General features: G+C 69.1%; 22 protein-coding genes. 4 read left to right on the forward strand and 18 right to left on the reverse strand.

Annotation, left to right across the window (positions count from 1 at the left end):
• Positions 1-687 precede the first annotated feature (687 nt).
• Positions 688-843, forward strand: a complete 156-nt coding sequence (locus GXW78_RS19015) for a hypothetical protein (protein ID WP_211870475.1) — start codon at positions 688-690, stop codon at positions 841-843.
• 227 nt (positions 844-1,070) lie between these two features.
• A complete protein-coding gene (locus GXW78_RS19020) occupies positions 1,071-1,427 on the forward strand; it encodes a hypothetical protein (RefSeq protein ID WP_211870476.1) in 357 nt (118 codons plus the stop codon).
• A gap of 317 nt (positions 1,428-1,744) precedes the next feature.
• Here the strand turns inward: GXW78_RS19020 and GXW78_RS19025 are convergent, their stop codons facing one another.
• The 3 genes from GXW78_RS19025 to GXW78_RS19035 form a co-directional block, all read right to left on the reverse strand.
• Positions 1,745-1,918 (reverse strand): hypothetical protein, encoded by a 174-nt coding sequence (locus GXW78_RS19025; RefSeq protein WP_211870477.1) that lies wholly within the window; start codon positions 1,916-1,918, stop codon positions 1,745-1,747.
• 749 nt (positions 1,919-2,667) lie between these two features.
• On the reverse strand, positions 2,668-2,955 hold the full coding sequence (locus GXW78_RS19030; protein ID WP_211870478.1) for a hypothetical protein: 288 nt from the start codon (positions 2,953-2,955) through the stop codon (positions 2,668-2,670).
• A gap of 250 nt (positions 2,956-3,205) precedes the next feature.
• Positions 3,206-3,382 (reverse strand): hypothetical protein, encoded by a 177-nt coding sequence (locus tag GXW78_RS19035; RefSeq protein WP_211870479.1) that lies wholly within the window; start codon positions 3,380-3,382, stop codon positions 3,206-3,208.
• A 352-nt stretch (positions 3,383-3,734) separates the two neighbouring features.
• On the opposite strand from GXW78_RS19035, the gene GXW78_RS19040 reads away from it, so the two are divergent.
• Positions 3,735-4,946 (forward strand): PQQ-dependent sugar dehydrogenase, encoded by a 1,212-nt coding sequence (locus tag GXW78_RS19040; protein ID WP_211870480.1) that lies wholly within the window; start codon positions 3,735-3,737, stop codon positions 4,944-4,946.
• Positions 4,943-5,533, forward strand: a complete 591-nt coding sequence (locus GXW78_RS19045) for a c-type cytochrome (RefSeq protein ID WP_211870481.1) — start codon at positions 4,943-4,945, stop codon at positions 5,531-5,533. The genes GXW78_RS19040 and GXW78_RS19045 overlap by 4 nt, the downstream gene beginning before the upstream one ends.
• 9 nt (positions 5,534-5,542) lie before the next feature.
• Here the strand turns inward: GXW78_RS19045 and pqqE are convergent, their stop codons facing one another.
• The 15 genes from pqqE to GXW78_RS19120 form a co-directional block, all read right to left on the reverse strand.
• On the reverse strand, positions 5,543-6,610 hold the full coding sequence (gene pqqE / locus GXW78_RS19050; protein ID WP_211870482.1) for a pyrroloquinoline quinone biosynthesis protein PqqE: 1,068 nt from the start codon (positions 6,608-6,610) through the stop codon (positions 5,543-5,545).
• The gene (gene pqqD, locus GXW78_RS19055) at positions 6,607-6,864 is read right to left on the reverse strand and encodes a pyrroloquinoline quinone biosynthesis peptide chaperone PqqD (RefSeq protein ID WP_211870483.1); all 258 of its coding nucleotides are present in this window, start codon (positions 6,862-6,864) and stop codon (positions 6,607-6,609) included. The genes pqqE and pqqD overlap by 4 nt, the downstream gene beginning before the upstream one ends.
• Complete coding sequence (gene pqqC / locus GXW78_RS19060) at positions 6,861-7,583, reverse strand: pyrroloquinoline-quinone synthase PqqC (protein ID WP_211870484.1); 723 nt, start codon at positions 7,581-7,583, stop codon at positions 6,861-6,863. Before pqqC ends, pqqD begins: the two co-directional genes overlap by 4 nt.
• Positions 7,580-8,482 (reverse strand): pyrroloquinoline quinone biosynthesis protein PqqB, encoded by a 903-nt coding sequence (gene pqqB / locus GXW78_RS19065; protein ID WP_211870485.1) that lies wholly within the window; start codon positions 8,480-8,482, stop codon positions 7,580-7,582. The genes pqqC and pqqB overlap by 4 nt, the downstream gene beginning before the upstream one ends.
• A gap of 24 nt (positions 8,483-8,506) precedes the next feature.
• Positions 8,507-8,686: a pyrroloquinoline quinone precursor peptide PqqA gene (pqqA, locus tag GXW78_RS19070; RefSeq protein ID WP_211870486.1), complete on the reverse strand. Its 180-nt coding sequence runs from the start codon at positions 8,684-8,686 to the stop codon at positions 8,507-8,509.
• Complete coding sequence (locus GXW78_RS19075) at positions 8,683-9,993, reverse strand: PQQ-dependent sugar dehydrogenase (protein ID WP_211870487.1); 1,311 nt, start codon at positions 9,991-9,993, stop codon at positions 8,683-8,685. Before GXW78_RS19075 ends, pqqA begins: the two co-directional genes overlap by 4 nt.
• Positions 9,990-10,391 (reverse strand): DUF2231 domain-containing protein, encoded by a 402-nt coding sequence (locus GXW78_RS19080; protein ID WP_338147789.1) that lies wholly within the window; start codon positions 10,389-10,391, stop codon positions 9,990-9,992. Before GXW78_RS19080 ends, GXW78_RS19075 begins: the two co-directional genes overlap by 4 nt.
• Before the next feature lie 425 nt (positions 10,392-10,816).
• The gene (locus GXW78_RS19085; protein ID WP_211870488.1) at positions 10,817-11,809 is read right to left on the reverse strand and encodes an HAD family hydrolase; all 993 of its coding nucleotides are present in this window, start codon (positions 11,807-11,809) and stop codon (positions 10,817-10,819) included.
• Positions 11,810-11,826: 17 nt separating this feature from the next.
• Complete coding sequence (locus tag GXW78_RS19090; protein ID WP_211870489.1) at positions 11,827-13,200, reverse strand: BatD family protein; 1,374 nt, start codon at positions 13,198-13,200, stop codon at positions 11,827-11,829.
• Entirely contained in the window at positions 13,197-14,714 is a 1,518-nt protein-coding gene (locus tag GXW78_RS19095) for a VWA domain-containing protein (RefSeq protein ID WP_211870490.1), read from the reverse strand. The genes GXW78_RS19090 and GXW78_RS19095 overlap by 4 nt, the downstream gene beginning before the upstream one ends.
• Positions 14,711-15,682, reverse strand: a complete 972-nt coding sequence (locus GXW78_RS19100) for a VWA domain-containing protein (RefSeq protein WP_211870491.1) — start codon at positions 15,680-15,682, stop codon at positions 14,711-14,713. The genes GXW78_RS19095 and GXW78_RS19100 overlap by 4 nt, the downstream gene beginning before the upstream one ends.
• Entirely contained in the window at positions 15,666-16,103 is a 438-nt protein-coding gene (locus GXW78_RS19105; RefSeq protein ID WP_211870492.1) for a DUF4381 domain-containing protein, read from the reverse strand. Before GXW78_RS19105 ends, GXW78_RS19100 begins: the two co-directional genes overlap by 17 nt.
• Entirely contained in the window at positions 16,100-17,038 is a 939-nt protein-coding gene (locus GXW78_RS19110; protein WP_211870493.1) for a DUF58 domain-containing protein, read from the reverse strand. Before GXW78_RS19110 ends, GXW78_RS19105 begins: the two co-directional genes overlap by 4 nt.
• Positions 17,039-17,045: 7 nt before the next feature.
• Positions 17,046-18,035 carry a MoxR family ATPase gene (locus GXW78_RS19115; RefSeq protein WP_338147790.1) on the reverse strand — a complete coding sequence of 330 codons (990 nt, stop codon included), beginning with the start codon at positions 18,033-18,035 and terminating at the stop codon, positions 17,046-17,048.
• Positions 18,032-19,663 (reverse strand): arylsulfatase, encoded by a 1,632-nt coding sequence (locus tag GXW78_RS19120; protein WP_211870494.1) that lies wholly within the window; start codon positions 19,661-19,663, stop codon positions 18,032-18,034. The genes GXW78_RS19115 and GXW78_RS19120 overlap by 4 nt, the downstream gene beginning before the upstream one ends.
• Positions 19,664-19,700 lie beyond the last annotated feature (37 nt).

The raw sequence follows: 19,700 nt of genomic DNA on the forward strand, positions 1-19,700 counted from the left end.
GCGGCGCCTATCGATTGAGCTTCTGATGGCGCGCGGCAGACTGCAACTGTACACGAATCTGTAGGCAGCCAGACCATTTCAGTGCGCGGTTCCCACCACTGCGTCACCGGGCCGGTTCCCGCGGGGGCGGCGAGTAGAGACGGTTCGAACCCGGGAGCACTTCCTCCGCCAGTTCCAATGGACGTCCGCTCGAGGCGCTCCCCCTCAGATCACCGCCGTCCACCGCGAGATGCTGCCGCGGCAGCCATTGGCTTGCACAGCTGCTGAACTTCTTGAAGGACCTTCCGGCGCTCCGTGAACAGCAATACTGCCCATTCCGACCGACCGGTAAGGCCCTCAGCATCTTCCGCCATGATGTGCCGCGCCGTCTCGGCCGCAATCCGGGCCAGGTGGTCGGTGTGACGATGAACAGTGCCGAGAGTGCCGTCGCCGCTTAGTTCGCCATTACTCGCCGGAAGAAACTCAAACCGGGAGGTCCAAATTCTTGCTGTCGAGCCCAGGCCGTTCACTCCCTGGCCATCTGCTCCGCGTCGCGGCGCCGCCTGGGCAGTTGCCGCCCGCAGAGGAGGCCGCCGTCCGAACTGTGAGGGTACGGCACAGCGCAAAAGCGCGAGCGACGCACCGCGGCCGTAAACTTCCGTTCGGCAGTGTTGTTTTGTCGTCTGATAGCAGAAAAGGGGAATGACCATGGCTCGCGCACTGGCAAGTCCGTCACCGCTGAAGCTGGCACCTCCGGCGAATGCCGCCGTGACACACCGCTCCTATCCGATCGGACAGCAACTCGCGAAGCTGTGCCCAGGCACGATCAAGAAGGCGCCGCCGCCGCGCATGGAGAGGACCTAGAGATCGATGCGCGGCTCTCGAAGTGCCTTCGTGAGCCTCTGGCTTAGCGGGGCGAACCGCGTTGCCGCTGCTGGATTGGAGATGGGCCTCGCCGCAGGAAGGCGCGTGCAAGCCGCGGTAGCCTCGGGGGGCGCGACGGGCCTTTTGGCACGTGCCCCGGCGCCGTCGAAACAGCGTCGGCGAAAGCGGAGGTAGCGAGGCAGACCATGAGGCCGCTCCCCCTCGTCATGCTCGTTCTCGCCGGCTGTGCTACCGAGGCCGGCTTCGATGCGCGCCTGCAGCCGCTCGTGGGGCGATCGGTGGATGAGCTTGTGCAGACCGTCGGCGTGCCAAACAGCGATTTCACCACGCCAGAAGGAAGGCGCTTCTTGCAATACGACCAGTTGGGATCGCAGGGGCCCTCCGTGGCACCAGGCATTGGTATTGGCATCGGCGGCTTTGGTTGGGGCGGCGGCGGCGCAGGCTTGGGGCTTGGCCTCGGGACCGGCTACCCGGCCTATCCGTCACCGTGCCGAACGACTTTCGAGGTCCGTGCGGACAGGGTCGTCGCATTCAGCCGATCAGGAGCAGGGTGCGTAGCCTAACCGCAGGCGTATTGAGGGCTCGCACGATCACACGACAAAGTCGCCGCCGCCTGGAGGCAGCAGGCTGCACTTCGACCTCGCGGGCCGGCACCCGGCGGGTTCCTTCGCGCCCTATCCCGGCACCGCACATCCTTCGCGAACAATGAACTGCAGCGGCGCCGCCGGGCCGCGCGGGAGAAGTCGCTGAACAGCGCACTGACCCGCGAACCTGCTTTCGGGCTTGGGTCCCTCATGTACCAGGACCCGGATTGCCTTTCCGCCCGGCCGCGCCCTTCACCGGGCCGTCCTCGACGGTAGCTCCGGGGGAGGATGCGGGGTCAAAGCTCGTCAATCTCGTCGCCTTCGACCATTTTCCCGATCAGCCATAATACTGCCTTCTGATCATCGGGACCGAGGCGACGGAGCTTCTCGCACGCTGCTTCGATCTGTTTCTTCGTCGGCTTGCGACCAAGCCGCGAGCCCTTCTCTTCGGCAATAGAATGCTTATGCATTGACCATCACTTTACGCGATCGTCACAGTTTGCTCTCGACACTACGATTCCGCCATCGCTTTCGTGAGCGTTCAGCGGATGTCGTCGTTAGCGAGCTTAGCGATCAGCCAAACTGCGACCTTTTGGTCGGCTGGCGGGAGGCGCCGGAGTTGCTCGCACGCTGCCTCAACTTCGGCCCTAGTGAGCTTGCGGTTCAGGCGGGCGGCTTTCCGAGCGTCATCGGGAAGGATGCGGCGCATCCCGTCGCTCGCCTGGGTTCGGGCGGGCATGCGATCACCATTTTCTTGCGGTTGAACCCACCGTCCTGCCGGACGGCATTCCACCCGGACGGCAGACTTCCTTGGCCGGGCTGGAGCAGACGCGCCAGCCGGTAGAGGCGTCACCGGCGGTGAGGAACTCGCGGCTGCCGTTAGGGCGGTGGACCTTTGGAAGAGAAGTGCAGCCCGATGACAGTTTGCTCGCCGAGAGCGTTAATAACGGGGCCTGCATGTCGATCCAGTTCCAGGATTTGGCACGTATCTTGGTCCAGACCGCTCCGAGTCCACCAGCCGAGATATGCACCTTCGCCTCTCGGTGCCCCGGCCTGCGAGTCTCCGCCTGAAGAAGGCAGGAGGTGACAGGAACAAGGCCATCCGCCAGCGGCGAAGGCGCACACGCGAATCGCATGCCTGGCTGGCCGGCCGCCCGCGCTGGAGCCTCCAGCGGCTGGGCGCTGGCAAGGCCATCAGGTCGCCGGTCCTTCCGTTCGACTAACGAGGCAGCCGATCCCGTTCACGACCGACTTCGGCGGCGATGGCCCCGTAGTCCAGACCCCGCGCGCTGTCGCGCAACCCCAGCCGAAGAAAGCGAATGGGGAAAAGGATCGCCTCGGCATTGGCGTTCCTTAGCGCCGCGGCTCGGGCAGATGCGCCCCCTTCAGCAACGGTAAATGCCCGCTCCAGATCTTCGTCAGTCAGCACGGCCCTGCGCCGCAACTCGGCGCAGAGGGCCGCAACCGCCAACAGCACACCTTCCATCTGCAGGTTTGCGGTGTTCATCCGAGTTCCTCCGATCGGTCGTTCAACGTGTTGCTGGGGCCAGTGGAGCGGGAGAAGCTCTCTCGCTGTCGCTCTCAGGATCCAGGACCAGGGCGCCGTCGAGCCGCCGGAACTCAAAAGCCAGGGATGAGCGCCCGTTGCATCTTCGCGGCTCTGTCGACGGCGCGGCGTGCTCCTGGCCACGGGCCGACACATAGGGGCGCCAAGGAACCATCGCAGACCGGCGTCAGATGCGCGGTGGTTCGCGCGATCATACCGCCGGCCCACAACCGAGGACCATGACGGACGAGCCAGGACGCGTCACCTCATACCTGACCGAAAGGCCGGCAACGCCGCTGCCCACGACGACCTCATCCACCGGGCAGGCCGCGATCAGACGCACCGCGTGCGGCGTCACTGCGATCTCCATCCGGTTCCGGACGTTCATGACGCCTCCGTCCAATGGGCCAGGAACGCGACGTCGCAGGTTTTGTTTCCGGAGAGGCGGCCGGCGAGCGTCGGCAGTCCGACCGTTTGCCGGCGCGGTTCTCTGGCGACGAGGTTCAGATCGGGTGTCGGCCGCGGCACCCCTACTGACCGCGCCGGAGCGGTTGGGTGGTCCCCAACGATACTGGCCGGAACCGGCCGCGCGGAGTTGGGCCGCCTGCGGCCCCCGACGATCGCCGGGGTGGGCGCCCGATCTGTTGCGCCCGCTAACCGCAACCTTTGCTTGCAGGTCGCCGCGATTCCCTATTCCAATTCTTCCCACGCCCTCCAAGGGGGCGGAGGGAGAAGACGCCATGACCATACGACGCCTCCTGGCGGGAGTTGCGATCGCCCTTGTCGCCATCCCGGCCTACGCACAACAGCCCGCGGTGCCCGGATGGGCCATCGGGCGTCCCGAAGGATCCACGCTGGCACCGCACGCGCCACGTCTGACGGTGACGCCGGCCGACCAGCTGCCGGTATCCTCCCTGCGCCTGCCCCCGGGCTTCCGGGCGGAAGTGTATGCGCACGGCATTCCCGGCGCCCGGATGATGGCCGAGGGGCCCAACGGCACGATCTTCGCCGGCTCGCGCGCCATCGGGCGCGTCTATGCCATCTCGCGCAATGGCGACGGCACGACGCGCACACGAATCATCGCGCAGGGCCTGCCGCAGCCGAACGGCCTCGTGATGATCGGCAACAACCTCTACGTCTTCGCCGTCAATCGCGTCCTGCGGTACGACAACATCGAGGCCAACCTCGACAGCGTGCCCGCGCCGGTCGAACTGACCCAAGCCTTTGCTCTGCCGACCGATGCCGACCACGGCGGCAACCATTCCTGGAAGTTCGCGGCACTCGGGCCGGATGGCCGGATCTACACGAATGTCGGGGTGAACTGTAATATCTGCGAGACGGACCGCGACAAGTTCGCGCTGCTCGTGTCCTTCAACCCCGATGGCAGCGACCGGCGCATCGAGGCGCGGGGCGTGCGCAACAGCGTCGGCATGGCCCACCATCCGGCGACGCGGGAACTCTGGGCCACGAACAATGCCCGCGACTGGGCCGGCAATGACTGGCCCGATGATACGCTGCACCGCGTTCGCCGCAGCGGGGAGGACCACGGCTTTCCGTTCTGCTCGGCCGGCCGCGCCGATCCGCAATACAATGCCAGCCGCGATTGCAGCGAGTTCGTGCAGCCCGCCGCGTTGCTCGGCCCGCATGTCGCGGCCCTCGGCATGCGCTTCTACACCGGCACCATGTTTCCCGAAGCGTATCGCAACCAGATCTTCATCGCCCGCCGCGGTTCCTGGAATCGCGAGAGGCTCAGCGGCTATGACGTCGTCGTCGCGCATCTCGACGCGCAGGGGAACGTCTCGCGCATCGAGGAATTCATGACGGGCCTGCGCGACGATGCCAACCAGCGCTTCCTTGATCGTCCCGTGGATGTGCACGTGATGCGCGATGGCTCATTGCTCGTCTCCGGCGAGCAGCTCGGCGCGATCTATCGTATCTCGTATCAGCAGTGAGATTGCGCCTGCTGACGGCGACGGCCGCGCTGGCCGTCGCATTCTGCGGTTCCACCGTGGCGCAGGATGCCGCCCGTGGCGGCAGCCTCGCGGCCGAACGCTGCGCCGCCTGCCATGGCGACAATGGCCGCAGCCAGATGCCGGAAACGCCTTCCCTGGCCGGGCAGCACGCCAGCTTCGTCACGCTGCAGATGATCCTGATCCGCGAGGGCATCCGCCAGGTTCCCGCCATGGCGGCCGTCACCGAGGGCATGGCCGACAAGGACATCGAGGATTTGGCCGCCTACTTCGCCAGCCTGCCGCCTGGCCCGCCCGATGATCGGCCGGCGCGAGACGCGGCCCTTTACGCCGCCGGCGAAGCGGTGATCGGCCCGCGGCGCTGCGGCGTATGCCACCTGCCGGCGCTGACCGGGCGCGAGCAGGTGCCGCGGATCGTCGGCCAGCGGGAGGAATACCTCCTGCGCGCTATGACGGAGTACCGCGACGGGCAGCGCGTCGGTGCGGACGCGCAGATGAACAGCGCCATGGTCGGCATATCAAATGCGGAGATCGCCGCGCTGGCGCACTTCCTCGCGCAGCACGACTGAAGTCGACGGTCAGCCGAACGCGCGGTACCGGAAATCGGCGGCGCCCGCCTCCGCTACCGCGTCCGCCAGCATGGCATGATGCGGCGACAGCGCGCAGGCAGGATCGGTCGCCGCCGCATCCCCGAGCAAGGCGAAAGCCTGGCAGCGACAGCCGCCCCAATCGCGCTCGGCATGCGCGCAGCCGCGGCAGGGGGCGGGCATCCATCCCGTGCCGCGGAACCGGTTGAAGGCCTCACTCTCCTCCCACGCTTCGCGCAGGGAGGTCTCGCGCACATTCGGGAACACCATGCCCGCAATGGATTCCGCGGCGTGGCAGGGCAGCACGCGACCGGCCGGCGAGACGGCGAGGAAGTTGTTGCCCCAGCCGCCCATGCAGGCCTTCGGCCGTGCCGCATGGTAGTCGGGCACGACGTAGTCGATGACGAGCCGGCCTCGGTGTGCCTCCCGCGCCGCGGTCACGATGCGCGTCGCGTCGTCAAGCTGGGCGCGCGTCGGTAGCAGCGCGTCGCGATTGGCCAACGCCCAGCCGTAGTACTGCACATGCGCCACTTCGAGCCGTGCGGCGCCCCACTCCAGCGCGGTGTCGATCAACAGCGGCAGATTGTGCAGATTCTGCCGATGAACGACGGCGTTGAGGGTCAGTGGCAGCCCCGCTTCGCGCACCATGCGCGCCGCGGCTTCCTTGCGTGCCTGCGCGCCCTTCATGCCGCCGATGCGTTCCGCGCCGGCCGGTTCGGCGTCCTGCACCGAGAGCTGTACGTGATCGAGCCCAGCCGCGACGAGCCGCGCCATCAGCACCGCATCGAGCAGCACGCCCGCGGTGATCAGGTTAGTGTAGAGCCCTGCGTCCCGCGCCGCGGCGGTGATGGCGACGATGTCGCGCCGTGCGGTCGGCTCGCCGCCGGACAGATGCACCTGCAGGCAGCCCAGCGCAGCCGCTTCCATGAAGACGCGCGCCCATTCCTCGGTCGTCAGCTCCGCCGAGGCACGGGTCAGCTCCACAGGATTCGAGCAGTAGGGACAGCGCAGGGGGCAGCGATGCGTCAGCTCGGCCAGAAGCGCGAGCGGAGCCTTCATCCTGCGAGCGCCCCGCGCGCCACCAGATCATCGAGCATCGCGCGCACGTCGGCGTCGATCTCCTCGCGCGGCGCGGCGAAGGCGGCTGCGAGGGCATCGACGATCGCCGCCACGTCGCGCGCGCCGTCGACCAGGCGCAGCACTTCCAGCGCCGTCTCGTCCGGGACGAACATCCGCTCGGGCGCCATGACGACCCAGCGTTGGCGCGCGGTGTCGTGGTGCAGGCGAACGCCGGGGGCGAAGCGCGGGGTCATGGCCGGAAGGCACCGGGTGGCGGCAGCCCCGGGGCGACATAGGCGAAATGCAACGCGTCGAGCTGCGCCCAGAGCAGGTCGCATTTGAACCGCAACGCTGCGAGTACCTGTTCCTGCCGTTCGACCGTGGTCGCGTGCTCGCGCACGTAGGACAGGGCGAAGGCCACGTCCTGCGGGGCCTGCGTCAGCCGCGGCGTGAAATATGCGAGCGTCTCCTCGGTGACGAAATCGTAGTTCCGCAGCATGCCGGAGACGCGCTGCGAGATGATGTTGGGCGAGAACATCTCGGTCAGTGAGGACGCGATGGCTTCCAGCAGCGACTTCTCCCGCACGAAGCGGACATAGGCATCCACCGCGAAGCGTGTCCCTGGCAGCAGGCCGTCGAGGGACACGACGTAGTCCCGGTCGAGCCCGAGCCCATCGGTCAGAGCAAGCCAGCGTTCGACGCCACCGGGGTGCACGCCGTCCCCGTCATGATCCTCCAGCCGGCGGCGCCATTCGCGGCGCAGCTCGGGGGTGGGGAGCCGCGCGACGAGCGATGCATCCTTCGCCGGGATCGAGGCCTGGTAATAATAGCGGTTGAGCGCCCACGCCTGAACCTGGGCCTTCGTCAGCTTCCCGCCGTGCAGCAGGTGATGGAAGGGGTGATGGATATGGTAGCGCTCCTCCCCGATGGTGCGGAGCGCGGCTTCGAGCCCATCCGGTGTCAGCAGTCTCACAGGCGGATCTCCATCCCGTCCTCGGCTACCTCCCACCCGGCGGCGTTGAGATGCGCACGCTCGGGGCTGTCGGCAAGCAGGGCGGGGTTGGTGTTGTTGACATGGACGAAGATGCGCCGCGCCACGGGGATCTCGGCGAAGGCCTCAAGCGTCGAACCCGGGCCGGTCATCGGCATGTGCCCCATCCTTCGGCCGGTCTTGGGGCCCGCGCCGAGGCGGATCATCTCGTCGTCGATGAACAGGGTACCGTCGAACATCACGCAGTCGGCCCCGGCAAGGCGGGCTCGCAGCGCATCGGTCATCACAGCGCAGCCAGGGATGTAGTGCAGCGTGCCGCCGCCGGCGGACAGGCGAACGCCGGCCGCCTCGCCATCCTCCGCCACTTCGGGCGTCGCGGTGTCCTCGGCGAACAGCGGCACCTTGCCGGGCACGGCGTACACAGTGACGTCGATGCCGAGCGTCTCGAAGGCGCTATCAAAACCGATCGTCCGGCGATGGACATGCGCTGGGTTGAGTGCGCGGAAGATGGGATTGGCGTCCAGCACCGCCAGCGTCGGCTGCGCGGCGAACAGCACCAAGTCCTGCCGCTCCCGCAGATGCAGGAGACCCGCGATGGCGTCCACTTCCGCCCCTGTCAGCAGGACGGCGCCGATCGGGGAATTGCGCAGCGAGGCGGGGCGGGGATGGAGCGCTGGTGTGGCGGCAATCTGCTGGCGCAGATCGGGGCTCGCGTTGATCAACAGCCACCGTTCGCCGTCAGCCGACACGGCGAGGCTTGCCTGGGTGCGCGGGGCCGCCAGCGGCTCGCCGGCGCGAGCGCGCATGCAGCCATCCCCGGCGGAGTTCCACTGCGGGAAGCCTCCGCCGGCAGCAGCGCCCAGCACAATGGCCCGGAGCATGCCGTAAGCCCCGGGGCGGTAACGTCAGCCGATCTCGGCGCAGGCGTAGCTGTTGATTTCGAGGGCGAGGGAGATCTCGACGATCTTGGGCTTCTTCCAGGCCATGAAACTTCCTCCTCCGATAGGCCGGCGGATTGCCGGCACAGGGTTAAAGATGACGCTGCCGCGCACCCGTATCAAGGATCGATCGGCCGGCGTGCTCACTGGCGGTTCGCCGGCGGCGCGCCGGGTTGCGCCGGCGCGACGCGCCAGACCGTGTTCGACAGGTCGTCGGCGACGATCAGAGCGCCGCGCGGATCAACGGTAACGCCGACCGGCCGACCACGGGCATTGCCCTGGTTGTCCAGGAAGCCCGTTACGATGTCGAGCGCCTCGCCGGCCGGTCGGCCGTCCCGGAACGGTACGAAGATGACCTTGTAACCGGACGGCACACGGCGGTTCCAACTGCCATGCTCGCCGACGAAGGCGCCTTCGGCGAACTGCGCGCCCATGGCAGGCGTGGAGAAGCTGAGACCGAGAGCGGCCACATGCGCGCCGAGCGCGAAGTCCGGCTGGATGGCGCTCGCGACCCGTTCCGGATTCTGCGGCCGGACGCGCGGGTCGATGTTGCCGCCCCAGTAGCTGTAGGGCCAGCCGTAGAAGCCGCCCTCCCGCACCGATGTCAGATAGTCGGGCACCAGGTTCGGCCCGATCTCGTCGCGCTCATTCACCGCCGCCCAGAGCTCGCCGGACGCGGGGTGGATAGCGAGGGCCGTGGGATTGCGGAGGCCCGTCGCATAGGGTCGGTGTGCACCGGTCTGCACATCCACCTGCCAGACCAGGGCGCGATCCACCTCGGCCTCCATGCCGCGCTCCGTGATGTTGCTGTTGGAGCCGATGCCGACATAGAGGAATCGTCCGTCGGTGCTGGCCGTCAGCGCCTTCGTCCAATGATGGTTGATGGCGGATGGCAGCGCCGCGACCGTCGTCGGTGGTCCGCTCGCCTCGGTCTGGCCATCGGTATAGTCGAAGCGTACCAGCGCATCCTGATTGGCGACGTAGATGACGTTGCCGATCATGGCGAGGCCGTATGGCGCGTTCAGGTTCTCCGCGAAGACCCGCCGCATCTCATAGCTGCCGTCGCCATCGGCATCGCGCAGCAGCGTCAGCCTGTTGCCGCCTTCCACCTGGCTGCGGCCAAGTCCCTTGATGAAGCCGGCGATGATGTCCTTCACGCGAAGGGCCGGTGCGCTCGCACCCCGACCTTCGGCAACGAGGATGTCGCCGTTCGGCAGCACCAGGGTCTGCCGAGGCACTCTCAGATCCGTGGCGATGGCCTGGATCGTGTACCCCTGGGGTACGGTGGGGCGTTCATTGCCCCAGCCTACCGGCCGCGGGATGGTCATCTCCGGCAGCAGGCTGCTTTGCGGTTGCGGCAGGTTCGGGTTCGCGCCGCGTTCGACCGGCCCGGGATCACCGTCGCAGGCACTCATGACGAGGGCGGCGCCGAGAAGAAGTGCGGTTCGCATCATGTCACCCCTCCCGGGAGCGTTCGGGAATAGCCCATCCAGGCGGCGATCGCCGCGAGCAGCGCGGTGGCGGCGGACAGGTAGAGCCCTTGGGGCATGGCGCCCCAGGCATCGCGCGCATGGACCAGGGCGTTGAAGAAGCCGAGTACCCACATGGCGAGCAGCACGACAAAATAGATGACGGCGCGCCCCCGATGCGGCGTGTGTGGGAACAGTTCGACCAGTGCCCAAAGCACGGCGAAGGCGCCCATGACGAGACCGCCGACGATCAGCCAGGATGCGAAGTTGGCCCACTGCACATGGTAGCTGCGGGCATAGGCGATGTCGCTCAGCAGCGCCCCGACGAACAGCGCCAGCGGAAACGCCAGCAGCATGGCGTGGATCGGATGGAGAGGCCTCACGGCCACGGTTTCTGTAAGTCCCGACACCCTTCTTCTCCTGGAGCTGACCGCGTCAGAGGATCAACAGACTGCGCCGGCTATGGTTGCGGCGCGGCGACCGTCGGAACGTAACTTTGCGACGCGTGGACCGGATCCGGTCATCGCATGACGGGCGCCGAGTCCCGCGGCGCAGCGTGCTGCTGTCACGTGAGGGGTGCGCGTGCCGCGGCTCTGGTCGTGGCCGCGCACGGAACCGACGCGGTTGCACCGCCGTCGCGCGACAGGGATGTGCATGAACGAGCATTGTTGGGGGCCATCGGCATCGGCAGCGACCCGCGGATTCGCTGCCTCCCGGCGCTCGCAGGGGATGTCGAGGACGAGCAGGACGCCGGCGTCGACCGGCGGCGCGACCATCGCTTCGTCGATCAGGGCGCGCCGCAGCGTCCTTACGCCGGGAAGACGTTCGACCAGTCGTCCGCCATCGAGATCAGGTGCCAGCCGCGCCGCGCCGCGTCGTTCAGCGCGCGATCGAGCCGCCCGAAATGGGACTGCCGATCATAGGCGTACTCCCGCAACGCATCGTCATGATGGACGATCATGCCGAGGCGTCGTCCCGGCCCGGCGGTGACGACCTGCAGCATCTCATAGTCGCCGTCCGAATTGCCGAAAGCCGCTTGCGGAAGGCCCCCGAGGAAGCGCGACATGCCGACCGGCTTGCCCGGCCCGTCATTGATGAGATCCATCTCCGGCAGCCGCAGAAGACGGCCATTCTCGAAGCTCATCTGGAAAGTGGTGCCCACCACGTTGCCGGGCGGGATGCCATAGACGCGCTCGGTCCAGGGCCGCATGAACTCGGCCGTTCCGCCGGAACAGATGCAGGTGCGGAAGCCGCGCGCCCGGAACAGGGCGAGGACCTCCAGCATCGGCTGGTAGATCAGCTCCGTGTACGGTCGCCCGAAGCGCGGATGGCGCGCCTGCCTCAGCCAGTCCTCGACGATGACATGGAACTCGTCGGGCGACATGCCGGCATGCGTCGCCTTCACGATCTCGACCAGTCCGCGCGTTCCGGCGCGCGACAGGCCCTCGCGATCATGCGCGAGCACGCTGCGGAACGGTTCCTGCGTCTGCCATTCCGGGTGTTGCGGGGCAAGCGCGTGCACGCGGTCCAGGGCGAAGGCCAGCTGGGTATACATGGGCTGTTCGACCCAGAGCGTGCCGTCATTGTCGAAGACCGCGAGGCGGTCCCCGGGCGGGACGAAGCCGGCATCGCCCTCGGTGGTCGTCGCGGCGAGGAAGTCGAGGATGGCGCGCTTGCGTTCCCCGTCGCGCCAGGACGGCAGCGGGTCGTCGCCGGCCTGGGCCGCGGTGGCCCGCGCTGACAGCGCGGCGAGCATCATCCCGGAAAGGCCGCGGCGGGACAACAAGGGCAGGGTGGACATCGTGGCGATCCTCGTCATCAGCGAAGCCAATACGGTTGGGTCAGGCGCGGAGCGCGCCGCGGCAGGCTGGTCGGATTGAGGGCAGGCAGCGCCACCCTTCCTGTGCGGGGTGCCGCGCGGTGCAGGCTGCGTTCCACGCGGCGCGCCGCGTCGAGCAGCGGCCGGCCTTCCCATCGGCCAGCGCCGTGCGAAGCGAGTTGCGCGTCGAGCCGCGCCGCCTGTTCCACCAGCTCCGGCACCTCGGCGCGGCGGGCCAGCGCGGCGATCGTGCGCTCGCTGCCCGGCGGCAGCAGGCCATCGGCCCAATGGTAGAGCGCACGCAGCGCCGCCTTCGGGTCCCGCGTGCGGCAGGCCGCGGCGAGGGCCCGGAAGGGCGCTGGCCTGGCCAGCCGCCGCCTGCGCCACGACCACAGCAGCAGCCCGGCCAGCGCGGCGGCGGCGCCGGTACCCGCGGGCAACAGCCAGCGTTCCCGGCGCTTCGGTTCGGCGGCCGTGGTCCCGCCGCCTGCGGCGGCTGGGAGTACGTCCAGCTGGAGGGGTTCGACCCGGACCTCGCGCGCGCGGCCACTGCGCGGCTCGAACCAGGTCACCGAGAAGCCAGGGAGCTCGAGCTTTCCCGGCCGCTGCGGCACGAAAGCGACGCGTTCGCTGCGTAGCGCATGGAGGTTGCCACGGTCACTGCGGTCCTGCAGCACCGGCGGATCGGGATAGGTCCGCACCCCCTCGGGTTCGCCCCAGGCGCCGGGCGGCAACAGCATGGCGGCGGTGTCCTCCGCCTCCATGCGGAGCGTCCGCACGACGGCCTCGCCGACGCGCGGTTGCTCCCCGCCCTCAACGCCGGCCGTCATGCGGAAGGCGGGCGCGACCACGAGCCGTGCGGCGTCCTCGACACCGGGCGGAAGGCGCGCAGTGATCGGCCGCACCTCCGCCGTCGCCTCCGCCGCCATGGCCTGCCCGTCCGGACCGCCAACCCGGACCGCCATGACGATCGGAGCGATGACCAGCGGACCAGGCGCCGCCGCGAAGGCCGAGACCGTGTGCTGGAGCACGGAGTAGGTCTGTCCGTCCACACGCTCGCTTCCCGGCACGGTGCTGGCCTCCGGCAGGACGAGGAGACGACCCGTCGATGCCGTGACATCGGGCCAGGCGGGGGGTGCGGCGAAGCGCACCGGCGTCATCGCCGTAAGTGTCACGGTGATGCGCTGGCCGACCCAGACCGGGCCTTCCGGAGAAACGACGACGCGCAGCACGAAAGGTGCCGCGTTCTGCGCCGGTATGGGCCGGTCCGACGGCACCTGCCCGGACCGCTGCCGCCAGGGCGGGTCGGGCGTCCGGTCCTGGGCCTGGGCCGGGATCGCGAGGATGAGCAGGAGGCCGACGCGCCGCATCATCTGCCGACTTCCGCTGCCTGGCGGGCGAAGCGCTGGCGCAGGAAATCCGCCGGCGTACCGCCGACGCGGCGCATCCACATCTGCTGGATCTGGTCGTCCGACAGGCCCTGCTGCCGGCCCTGCTGCGGTTCCTGCCCTTGTTGGTCCTGCTGCCGCCGGCCGTCGGCGACGATCTGGTCGGGATCGGGCGGGCGGGCGAAGGGATCGTCGGTCTGGTTCTGCTCGCGCTGGCGTTCGGCATCGGCCTGCTGCTGCCGGAAGGCTTCGGCGATGGCGCGGTTCTGCCGGGCCTCGGGGAAGTCCGGGCGAAGCTGCAAAGCGCGATCATAGGCCGGGATGGCGTCGTTCCACCCCTGCGGGCGCATCATCAGCGCATTGCCGCGGTCATAGGCGGCGACCGCGCCGGATGCCTGGGCGAAGGCCGCCGCCGCGCCCTCGTAGTCGCCGGCGGCGTAAAGCGCGGCGCCGCGCCTGACCGGGTCGGTGAACAGCGCCGCCGCCCGAGCCGGCTCGCCCCGATCGAGCAGGAACTGCGCGCGCTGGTCGGGTGTGAGCCAGAGCCGCCAGAACCAGCTGCTGTCGCCCTCCGCCGCCAGAGCAGGCCGGCCGCCCAGCAGCAGCGCGACCAGCGTCGCCGCAAGAAAGCCGCGCCGCGCGAAGAGCGCCGCGAGCGGCACCAGCAGCAGCGCCACCCACGGTCCCGCATCCAGCCACCGCATCGCCGGATCATCGGCGGGCGTGAGCGAGAAATGCCGCTGCGCCCGCGCCGCGATGGCTTCCACATCCCGCGTGTCGGGCGTCGGTGTCACGACCGGGGCACCGGGGGCGCCGTCGAAGGGGCCGCCCCCCGTCGCGAGCACCAGCCCGGCGTGCCGGCTCCCGCCCAGGGCCGCCGAGAAGGCCGTGGCCCCGTCCGCCGGGACTGACGGTGTCACGAAGACGACCGTCCCCGCGCCGGGATCCGCATCGAGCACGGCGATGGCGGCCGTCAGCGCGGCTGCCGCCGCCTCACCGTCGCGCGGCATCACGGCTGGTGTCAGCGCGGCGAGATAGGTCTCGATCAGCCGCGTATCGTCGGTCGGCGGCAGGACGCGATGGGCCGTGCCGGCATAGGCGACGAGTCCCGTGCGAGCGCCCGCTCGAGCCGCGACGAGGTCGCGGATCTTGCGCTTGCCGGCCTCGAGCGAGGGCTGTGCTGCGCGCGAGAGGTCGAGCGCGACCACCATGGTTGCGCGGTCCGTGACGAACGGATTGGGTTCGCGCTGCCAGCTCGGCCCTGCAAGTGCGAGCCCGGCCAGCGGAAACAGCGCCGCCGCGACGATGGCGGGGCGCAGCCTTGCGCGCGGCCCGTCGGCAACGAGCAGCACGTCGAGCAGATGCGGGGCGACCACGCTGCGCCATCCACCGGCTTCTCGCCTCCTTGCATGGTCGAGCCACAGCGCCGCCGGGCCGGCGAGCGCCAGCAGCAGCCACCATGGCCGGAGGAAATGGAAGGCGTGCAGCCAGTCGGTCATGCCGGCCTCACGATCCCACGCCGCCATGGCCGCAGCAGGAGCATCGCCGCGATCAGCGCGAAGCCGGCCAGCGGCCATGCAAACAACGGCGTGCGCGGCCGCCAGGACTGCGACTGCGCGGGCGTCGGTTCCATAGCGTCGATGCGGCGATAGATCTCCGACAGCGCCGTGGGATCGGCAGCGTGGAAATGCGCCCCGCCGGTCGCCTTGGCGATGGCTTCCAGTGCCGGGATGTCGAGCGCGGCTTCGCCGACGGCGGCGGGATCGCCAAGCGAGACGGTGTAGATCCTCACGCCGAGCCGGCCGGCGATCTCCGCCGCGCGCTGCGGCGGCACGCGGCTGCCGGTGTCGTTGCCGTCGGTCAGCAGGATCATCATCCGGCCGCTGACCTGCGCGCGTTCGAAGGCTTGCGCGGCGAGGCCGATCGCATCCCCGATCATGGTCTGCGGTCCGGCCATGCGCGGCGCCGTCTCGTCGAGCAGCGTGGTGAGCACCGCGTGGTCGGGGGTGAAGGGGGCGAGCACGAAGGCCGCGGTGCCGAAGACGATGAGGGCGAGGCGGTCATTCTTCCGGCGGGCGATGAAGTCCTTGAGTACCGTGCGCGCCGCATCCAGCCGGCTCGTCTCAGACCCGCCCGGCGCTTCCATGTCCTGGGTTTCCATCGAACCTGACAGGTCAAGGGCGAGCAGCACGTCGCGCCCGCCCGTCTCCCGCGTCACGGGCGGCTCGATGCGCACCGGCGCGGCGACGGCCGCGACCAGCAGCAGCCAGGCGAGGGAGGCCAGCGCGATGCGCAGCGCGCCGGGCCGCGCCGTCATCGGCGGCGGCGCTTGGCTGCCGGCGAGGCGGGTGAGCATCGGCAGGCGCAACGCCATGCTTTGCGCGCGATACGCTGGCAGGAGAAAGCGCACCAGCAGCGGCAGGGGCAGCAGGACAAGTGCCCAGGGGTGGTCAAAGGCGAGGGTCATGGAACCGGATCCAGCGTTCGGCGTCGCTGCGGGCCGATGGTCCGGCGGGCGCATAGGCGAGCATTGCAAGCCGCTCCGCTGCGGCGGCGTCGAGCCCCGCCCGCGGCGCGGTGCGGCGCAGGAAGGCGGCCCAATCCGCCCCGGCCAGCCCGGCCACCTGCGCGCGGGGCCAGGCGGCGAGCGCGGCCCGCTTGAGGATGGCGGCGATCTCCGCCGGTGCCGCACCTGCCACGGCGCGCAGCGCCTCCCGGCGGTAGGCATTCGCCCGCCAGCGGCGCCAGGCCAGCCAGCCACACCAGGCCAGCAGCGCCGCAACGATGCCGTACACCGCATACCAGGCCGGCGTTGCAGGCCAGAAGGCAACCGGCGGCGGCAGGATGAGGCCGTGCATCGCCTCCCGCGTCGGGGTGTCCGCCGTCATGGGGCGCGCCTCGGCGCCGCAGCGGCACCGAGCAGCCGGCGAAGCTGCCCCGCTGCCTCCGCGTCCGTGCCGATCGGCAGGACCGGTGTCTTGAGCTTCAGCCCGCCGGAGCGTAGCTCATCGAGCCGCGCGGCATGCGCCTGCCGGACGCGTTGGCCGAGGCCGCCTTGCCTCGGGTCCAACACGGCCCGCCGCGCGCCATCCGTCGCTATGCCGCGCCAGGGCGGCGCGGGCAGGTCGCGTTCGATGGGGTCGGACACCGCCACGGCCACCACGTCATTGTGTCGCGCGATCCGGCCGAGGATCGCAGCACTGTCGTCATCCGCCGCATTGAGGTCGCTGATCAGCAGGACCAGCCAGTCATGCCCGGCGAGACGCTCGGCACGACGCAGCGCCTCGTTCAGCGGTGCCGCGGAGACTGGCCGTACCGCCGCTGCCGCCAACGCCGCGGCGCGGATGGCGAGGCTGCCCAGCACCCGCATCACCGCGTCGCGGCTGCGGGCAGGGCGATACTCGTCGATGCCGTCATCGGCGAAGACCAGCGCGCCGATGCGGTCCCCGCTCTGCAGGCCGCGCCAAGCCGCGAGTGCGGCGGTCTGCGCGATGATCGCCGTCTTGGTCGCGTGCCGCGTGCCGAAGAAGGTCGCCGCGGTCATGTTCACCACGAGCAGCGTCGGGCGGTCTCGTTCCTCGGTGAAGACCCGCGTCTGGGTGCGCCCGGTGCGGGCGCTGGCGTGCCAATCGATGCTGCGGGGGTCGTCACCCGGGCGATAGGCGCGCAATTCCTCGAAGGCGAGGCCGCGGCCGCGAATGCGTGACGCACGCCTGCCCGCAAGCAGGCTGGTAACCGGCTGTCTGTGCAGGAAGGAGAAGCCGCGCGCCTCGTGCTGGAGAAGAATCAGGCTTTCCAGCGTCGGGACGATGCGGGGGTCCATGGCACCTTCACGCGACGGCGGTCAGGGAGATCAGCCGCTCCACCGCCCCATCGGCCGTGATGCGGTCCGCACTCGCCTCGTAGGAGAGAATCAGCCGGTGGCGCAGCACATCGGGCGCGACGGCGCGGATATTGTCCGGCGAGACGTGGTCCTGGCCGTTCAGCCAGGCATGGGCACGCGCCGCGCGGTCGAGCGCGATGGAGGCGCGCGGGCTGGCGCCGATCTCGATCCAGGTGCCGAGATCCTTGTCGAGCGCAGCCGCATCCCGCGTGCCGCAGACCAGGGCGACGATGTAGTCCTCGATCGCCTCGGCGACGGTAAGGCGCGACATCGCGGCACGGGCGTCGAACACCGCCTGCTGCGGGATGGGCGCCGGCGCCGTGGGGGTCGCGCCGTGCTTCGCCTGCTCCTCCCCCCGGACCAGGCGAAGGATGGCGCGTTCGTCCGTGGCGGGGGGATAATCCACGGACACCTTCATCAGGAAGCGGTCGAGCTGCGCCTCGGGCAGCGGATAGGTGCCTTCCTGCTCGATCGGGTTCTGCGTCGCCATGACGAGGAAAAGCGGCGGCAGCGCGTGCGTCTGCCCGCTGACCGTGACCTGCCGCTCCTCCATCGCTTCCAACAGGGCGGACTGCACCTTGGCCGGCGCGCGATTGATCTCGTCCACCAGCACTATATTGCCGAAGACGGGGCCGGGGTCGAAGCGGAACTCGCCGGTCTTCTGCTCGTAGATCTCGCTCCCCACGACGTCGGAAGGCAGCAGGTCCGGGGTGAACTGGATTCGCCGGAACCGCGCATCCAGGTTCTTAGCCAGCGCCTTGACCGAGCGTGTCTTGGCCACGCCCGGCAGGCCCTCGACCAACACGTTGCCATCGGCCAGCAGGGCGATGAGCAGGCGCTCGATCACCCGTTCCTGGCCGATGATGGCCTGACCCATGCGGACGCGCAGATCAGCGAAGGCCGCGCGGGCGTCGGTCGCGGCCTCCGTTCCGCTCACCGCTGCACCGCCCGCGCCGCCTGCGTAAGCTGCTGCAGGATCTGGTCGACGTTGAACGATGCCGGCGTCTGTCTCGGCGGGAATTCGCGGAAACTCGAAACCCACTGGGCGGTCGTCTCCTGCGCGACCAGGACCAGGAACGCGTTCTGGATCAGCCAGTGGTAGTAGTTGTTGGAATCGGTCGGCGCCCGCTCGAACGGGTCCATCTTCAGATCGATGATCAGGGGCACGCGCAGGTTTACGAAGGGGTCCATCCAGACGCGGAAGCCGCGGGAACGCTGCTCGCCGAAGATGTACTTGAAGCGCCCCTTCCGCACGGCAACCAGGCCGCCATCGTCGTTGAAGTAGAAGAATTCGTCGCGCGCGCTGGGCGTGTCGCCCGTCAGGGTCGGCAGTTGGTTGTAGCCGTCGAGATGGACCTTGAAGGTCTTGTCGCCGGCGGCGTATCCGGTGAGCAGCTTCTCCTTGATGTCCGGCACTCCGGCGGCGGCGAGCAAGGTCGGCATCCAGTCATTCGCCTGCACGATGCCGGTGATGCGCTTGCCGGGCTGGATGTGGCCGGGCCAGCGGACGGCGCAGGGCACGCGGAAGCCGCCCTCCCAGTTGGTATCCTTCTCGCCGCGATAAGGCGTGATCGCGCCATCTGGCCATTCGTTGAAATGCGGCCCGTTGTCGGTGGAGTAGATCACGATGGTGTTGTCGGCGATACCGAGGTCGTCGAGCTTCTTCAGGATCAGTCCGACATGGTCGTCATGCTGGACCATGCCGTCGGCGTAGAAGTTCAGCCCGGTGCGCCCGTCGTAATTCGGCGGGACATGCGTGTAGACGTGCATGCGCGTGGCATTGTGCCAGACGAAGAATGGCTTGTTCGCAGCATGCTGACGATCGATGAAGTCCATGCAGGCGGCGGTCGTCTCGTCGTCGATCGTCTCCATCCGCTTGCGGTTCAGCGGGCCGGTGTCCTCGATGCGACCATCGGCGAAGCTGCGGATGACGCCGCGCGGGCCGAAGCGGCGACGGAACTCCGGGTCGCGCGGGTAGTTAGGGCGTTCCGGCTCCTCCTCCGCGTTCAGGTGGTAAAGGTTGCCGAAGAACTCGTCGAAGCCGTGCTGAGTCGGCAGGAATTCGTCCTTGTCGCCCAGGTGGTTCTTGCCGAACTGGCCCGTGGCGTAGCCGAGCGGCTTGAGCAGCTCGGCGATCGTCGGGTCCTCCTTCTGCAGGCCGACAGTCGCACCCGGCACGCCAACCTTGGTCAGTCCCGTGCGCACGGGCGACTGACCGGTGATGAAGGCGGCGCGGCCGGCCGTGCAGGATTGCTCGCCGTAGTAATCGCTGAACGTCGCGCCTTCCGCATGGATCCGGTCGATATTGGGCGTGCGGTACTGCATGTCGCCGCGATTGTTGTAGCTGATGTTCCACAGACCGATGTCGTCGCCGAAGATCACGAGGATGTTGGGCTGACGCTGCTGTCCGGATGCCGGCGCGGGCGACGTCGGCCGAGGTGCCACCACGCCCCCTGTCGGGGCCTGCTGCGCCTGCGCCATCTGCGCGCCGGCTCCGAGGCCCGCCGCGCCGCCGAGCAGAATGTTGCGCCGATTCAACCTGCCAGCGGGATCACGGTCGTTCATGGCATTCCTCGTGCAGGCTCCGCGACAAAGCGTCGAG

Source organism: Neoroseomonas terrae, from assembly GCF_018129025.1.
Taxonomy (GTDB): domain Bacteria; phylum Pseudomonadota; class Alphaproteobacteria; order Acetobacterales; family Acetobacteraceae; genus Neoroseomonas; species Neoroseomonas terrae.

What these genes read in the sequence shown, in the direction of transcription:
- GXW78_RS19020 (WP_211870476.1), top strand. Translation starts at nt 1,071, where the DNA reads ATGCTCGTTCTCGCCGGCTGTGCTACCGAGGCCGGCTTCGATGCGCGC.
- GXW78_RS19030 (WP_211870478.1), bottom strand. Translation starts at nt 2,955, where the DNA reads ATGAACACCGCAAACCTGCAGATGGAAGGTGTGCTGTTGGCGGTTGCG.
- GXW78_RS19100 (WP_211870491.1), bottom strand. Translation starts at nt 15,682, where the DNA reads ATGACCCTCGCCTTTGACCACCCCTGGGCACTTGTCCTGCTGCCCCTG.
- GXW78_RS19040 (WP_211870480.1), top strand. Translation starts at nt 3,735, where the DNA reads ATGACCATACGACGCCTCCTGGCGGGAGTTGCGATCGCCCTTGTCGCC.
- GXW78_RS19120 (WP_211870494.1), bottom strand. Translation starts at nt 19,663, where the DNA reads ATGAACGACCGTGATCCCGCTGGCAGGTTGAATCGGCGCAACATTCTG.
- GXW78_RS19085 (WP_211870488.1), bottom strand. Translation starts at nt 11,809, where the DNA reads ATGTCCACCCTGCCCTTGTTGTCCCGCCGCGGCCTTTCCGGGATGATG.
- GXW78_RS19090 (WP_211870489.1), bottom strand. Translation starts at nt 13,200, where the DNA reads ATGATGCGGCGCGTCGGCCTCCTGCTCATCCTCGCGATCCCGGCCCAG.
- GXW78_RS19110 (WP_211870493.1), bottom strand. Translation starts at nt 17,038, where the DNA reads ATGGACCCCCGCATCGTCCCGACGCTGGAAAGCCTGATTCTTCTCCAG.
- GXW78_RS19015 (WP_211870475.1), top strand. Translation starts at nt 688, where the DNA reads ATGGCTCGCGCACTGGCAAGTCCGTCACCGCTGAAGCTGGCACCTCCG.
- GXW78_RS19105 (WP_211870492.1), bottom strand. Translation starts at nt 16,103, where the DNA reads ATGACGGCGGACACCCCGACGCGGGAGGCGATGCACGGCCTCATCCTG.
- pqqB (WP_211870485.1), bottom strand. Translation starts at nt 8,482, where the DNA reads ATGCTCCGGGCCATTGTGCTGGGCGCTGCTGCCGGCGGAGGCTTCCCG.
- GXW78_RS19075 (WP_211870487.1), bottom strand. Translation starts at nt 9,993, where the DNA reads ATGATGCGAACCGCACTTCTTCTCGGCGCCGCCCTCGTCATGAGTGCC.
- pqqD (WP_211870483.1), bottom strand. Translation starts at nt 6,864, where the DNA reads ATGACCCCGCGCTTCGCCCCCGGCGTTCGCCTGCACCACGACACCGCG.
- GXW78_RS19025 (WP_211870477.1), bottom strand. Translation starts at nt 1,918, where the DNA reads ATGCATAAGCATTCTATTGCCGAAGAGAAGGGCTCGCGGCTTGGTCGC.
- pqqE (WP_211870482.1), bottom strand. Translation starts at nt 6,610, where the DNA reads ATGAAGGCTCCGCTCGCGCTTCTGGCCGAGCTGACGCATCGCTGCCCC.
- GXW78_RS19095 (WP_211870490.1), bottom strand. Translation starts at nt 14,714, where the DNA reads ATGACCGACTGGCTGCACGCCTTCCATTTCCTCCGGCCATGGTGGCTG.
- GXW78_RS19035 (WP_211870479.1), bottom strand. Translation starts at nt 3,382, where the DNA reads ATGAACGTCCGGAACCGGATGGAGATCGCAGTGACGCCGCACGCGGTG.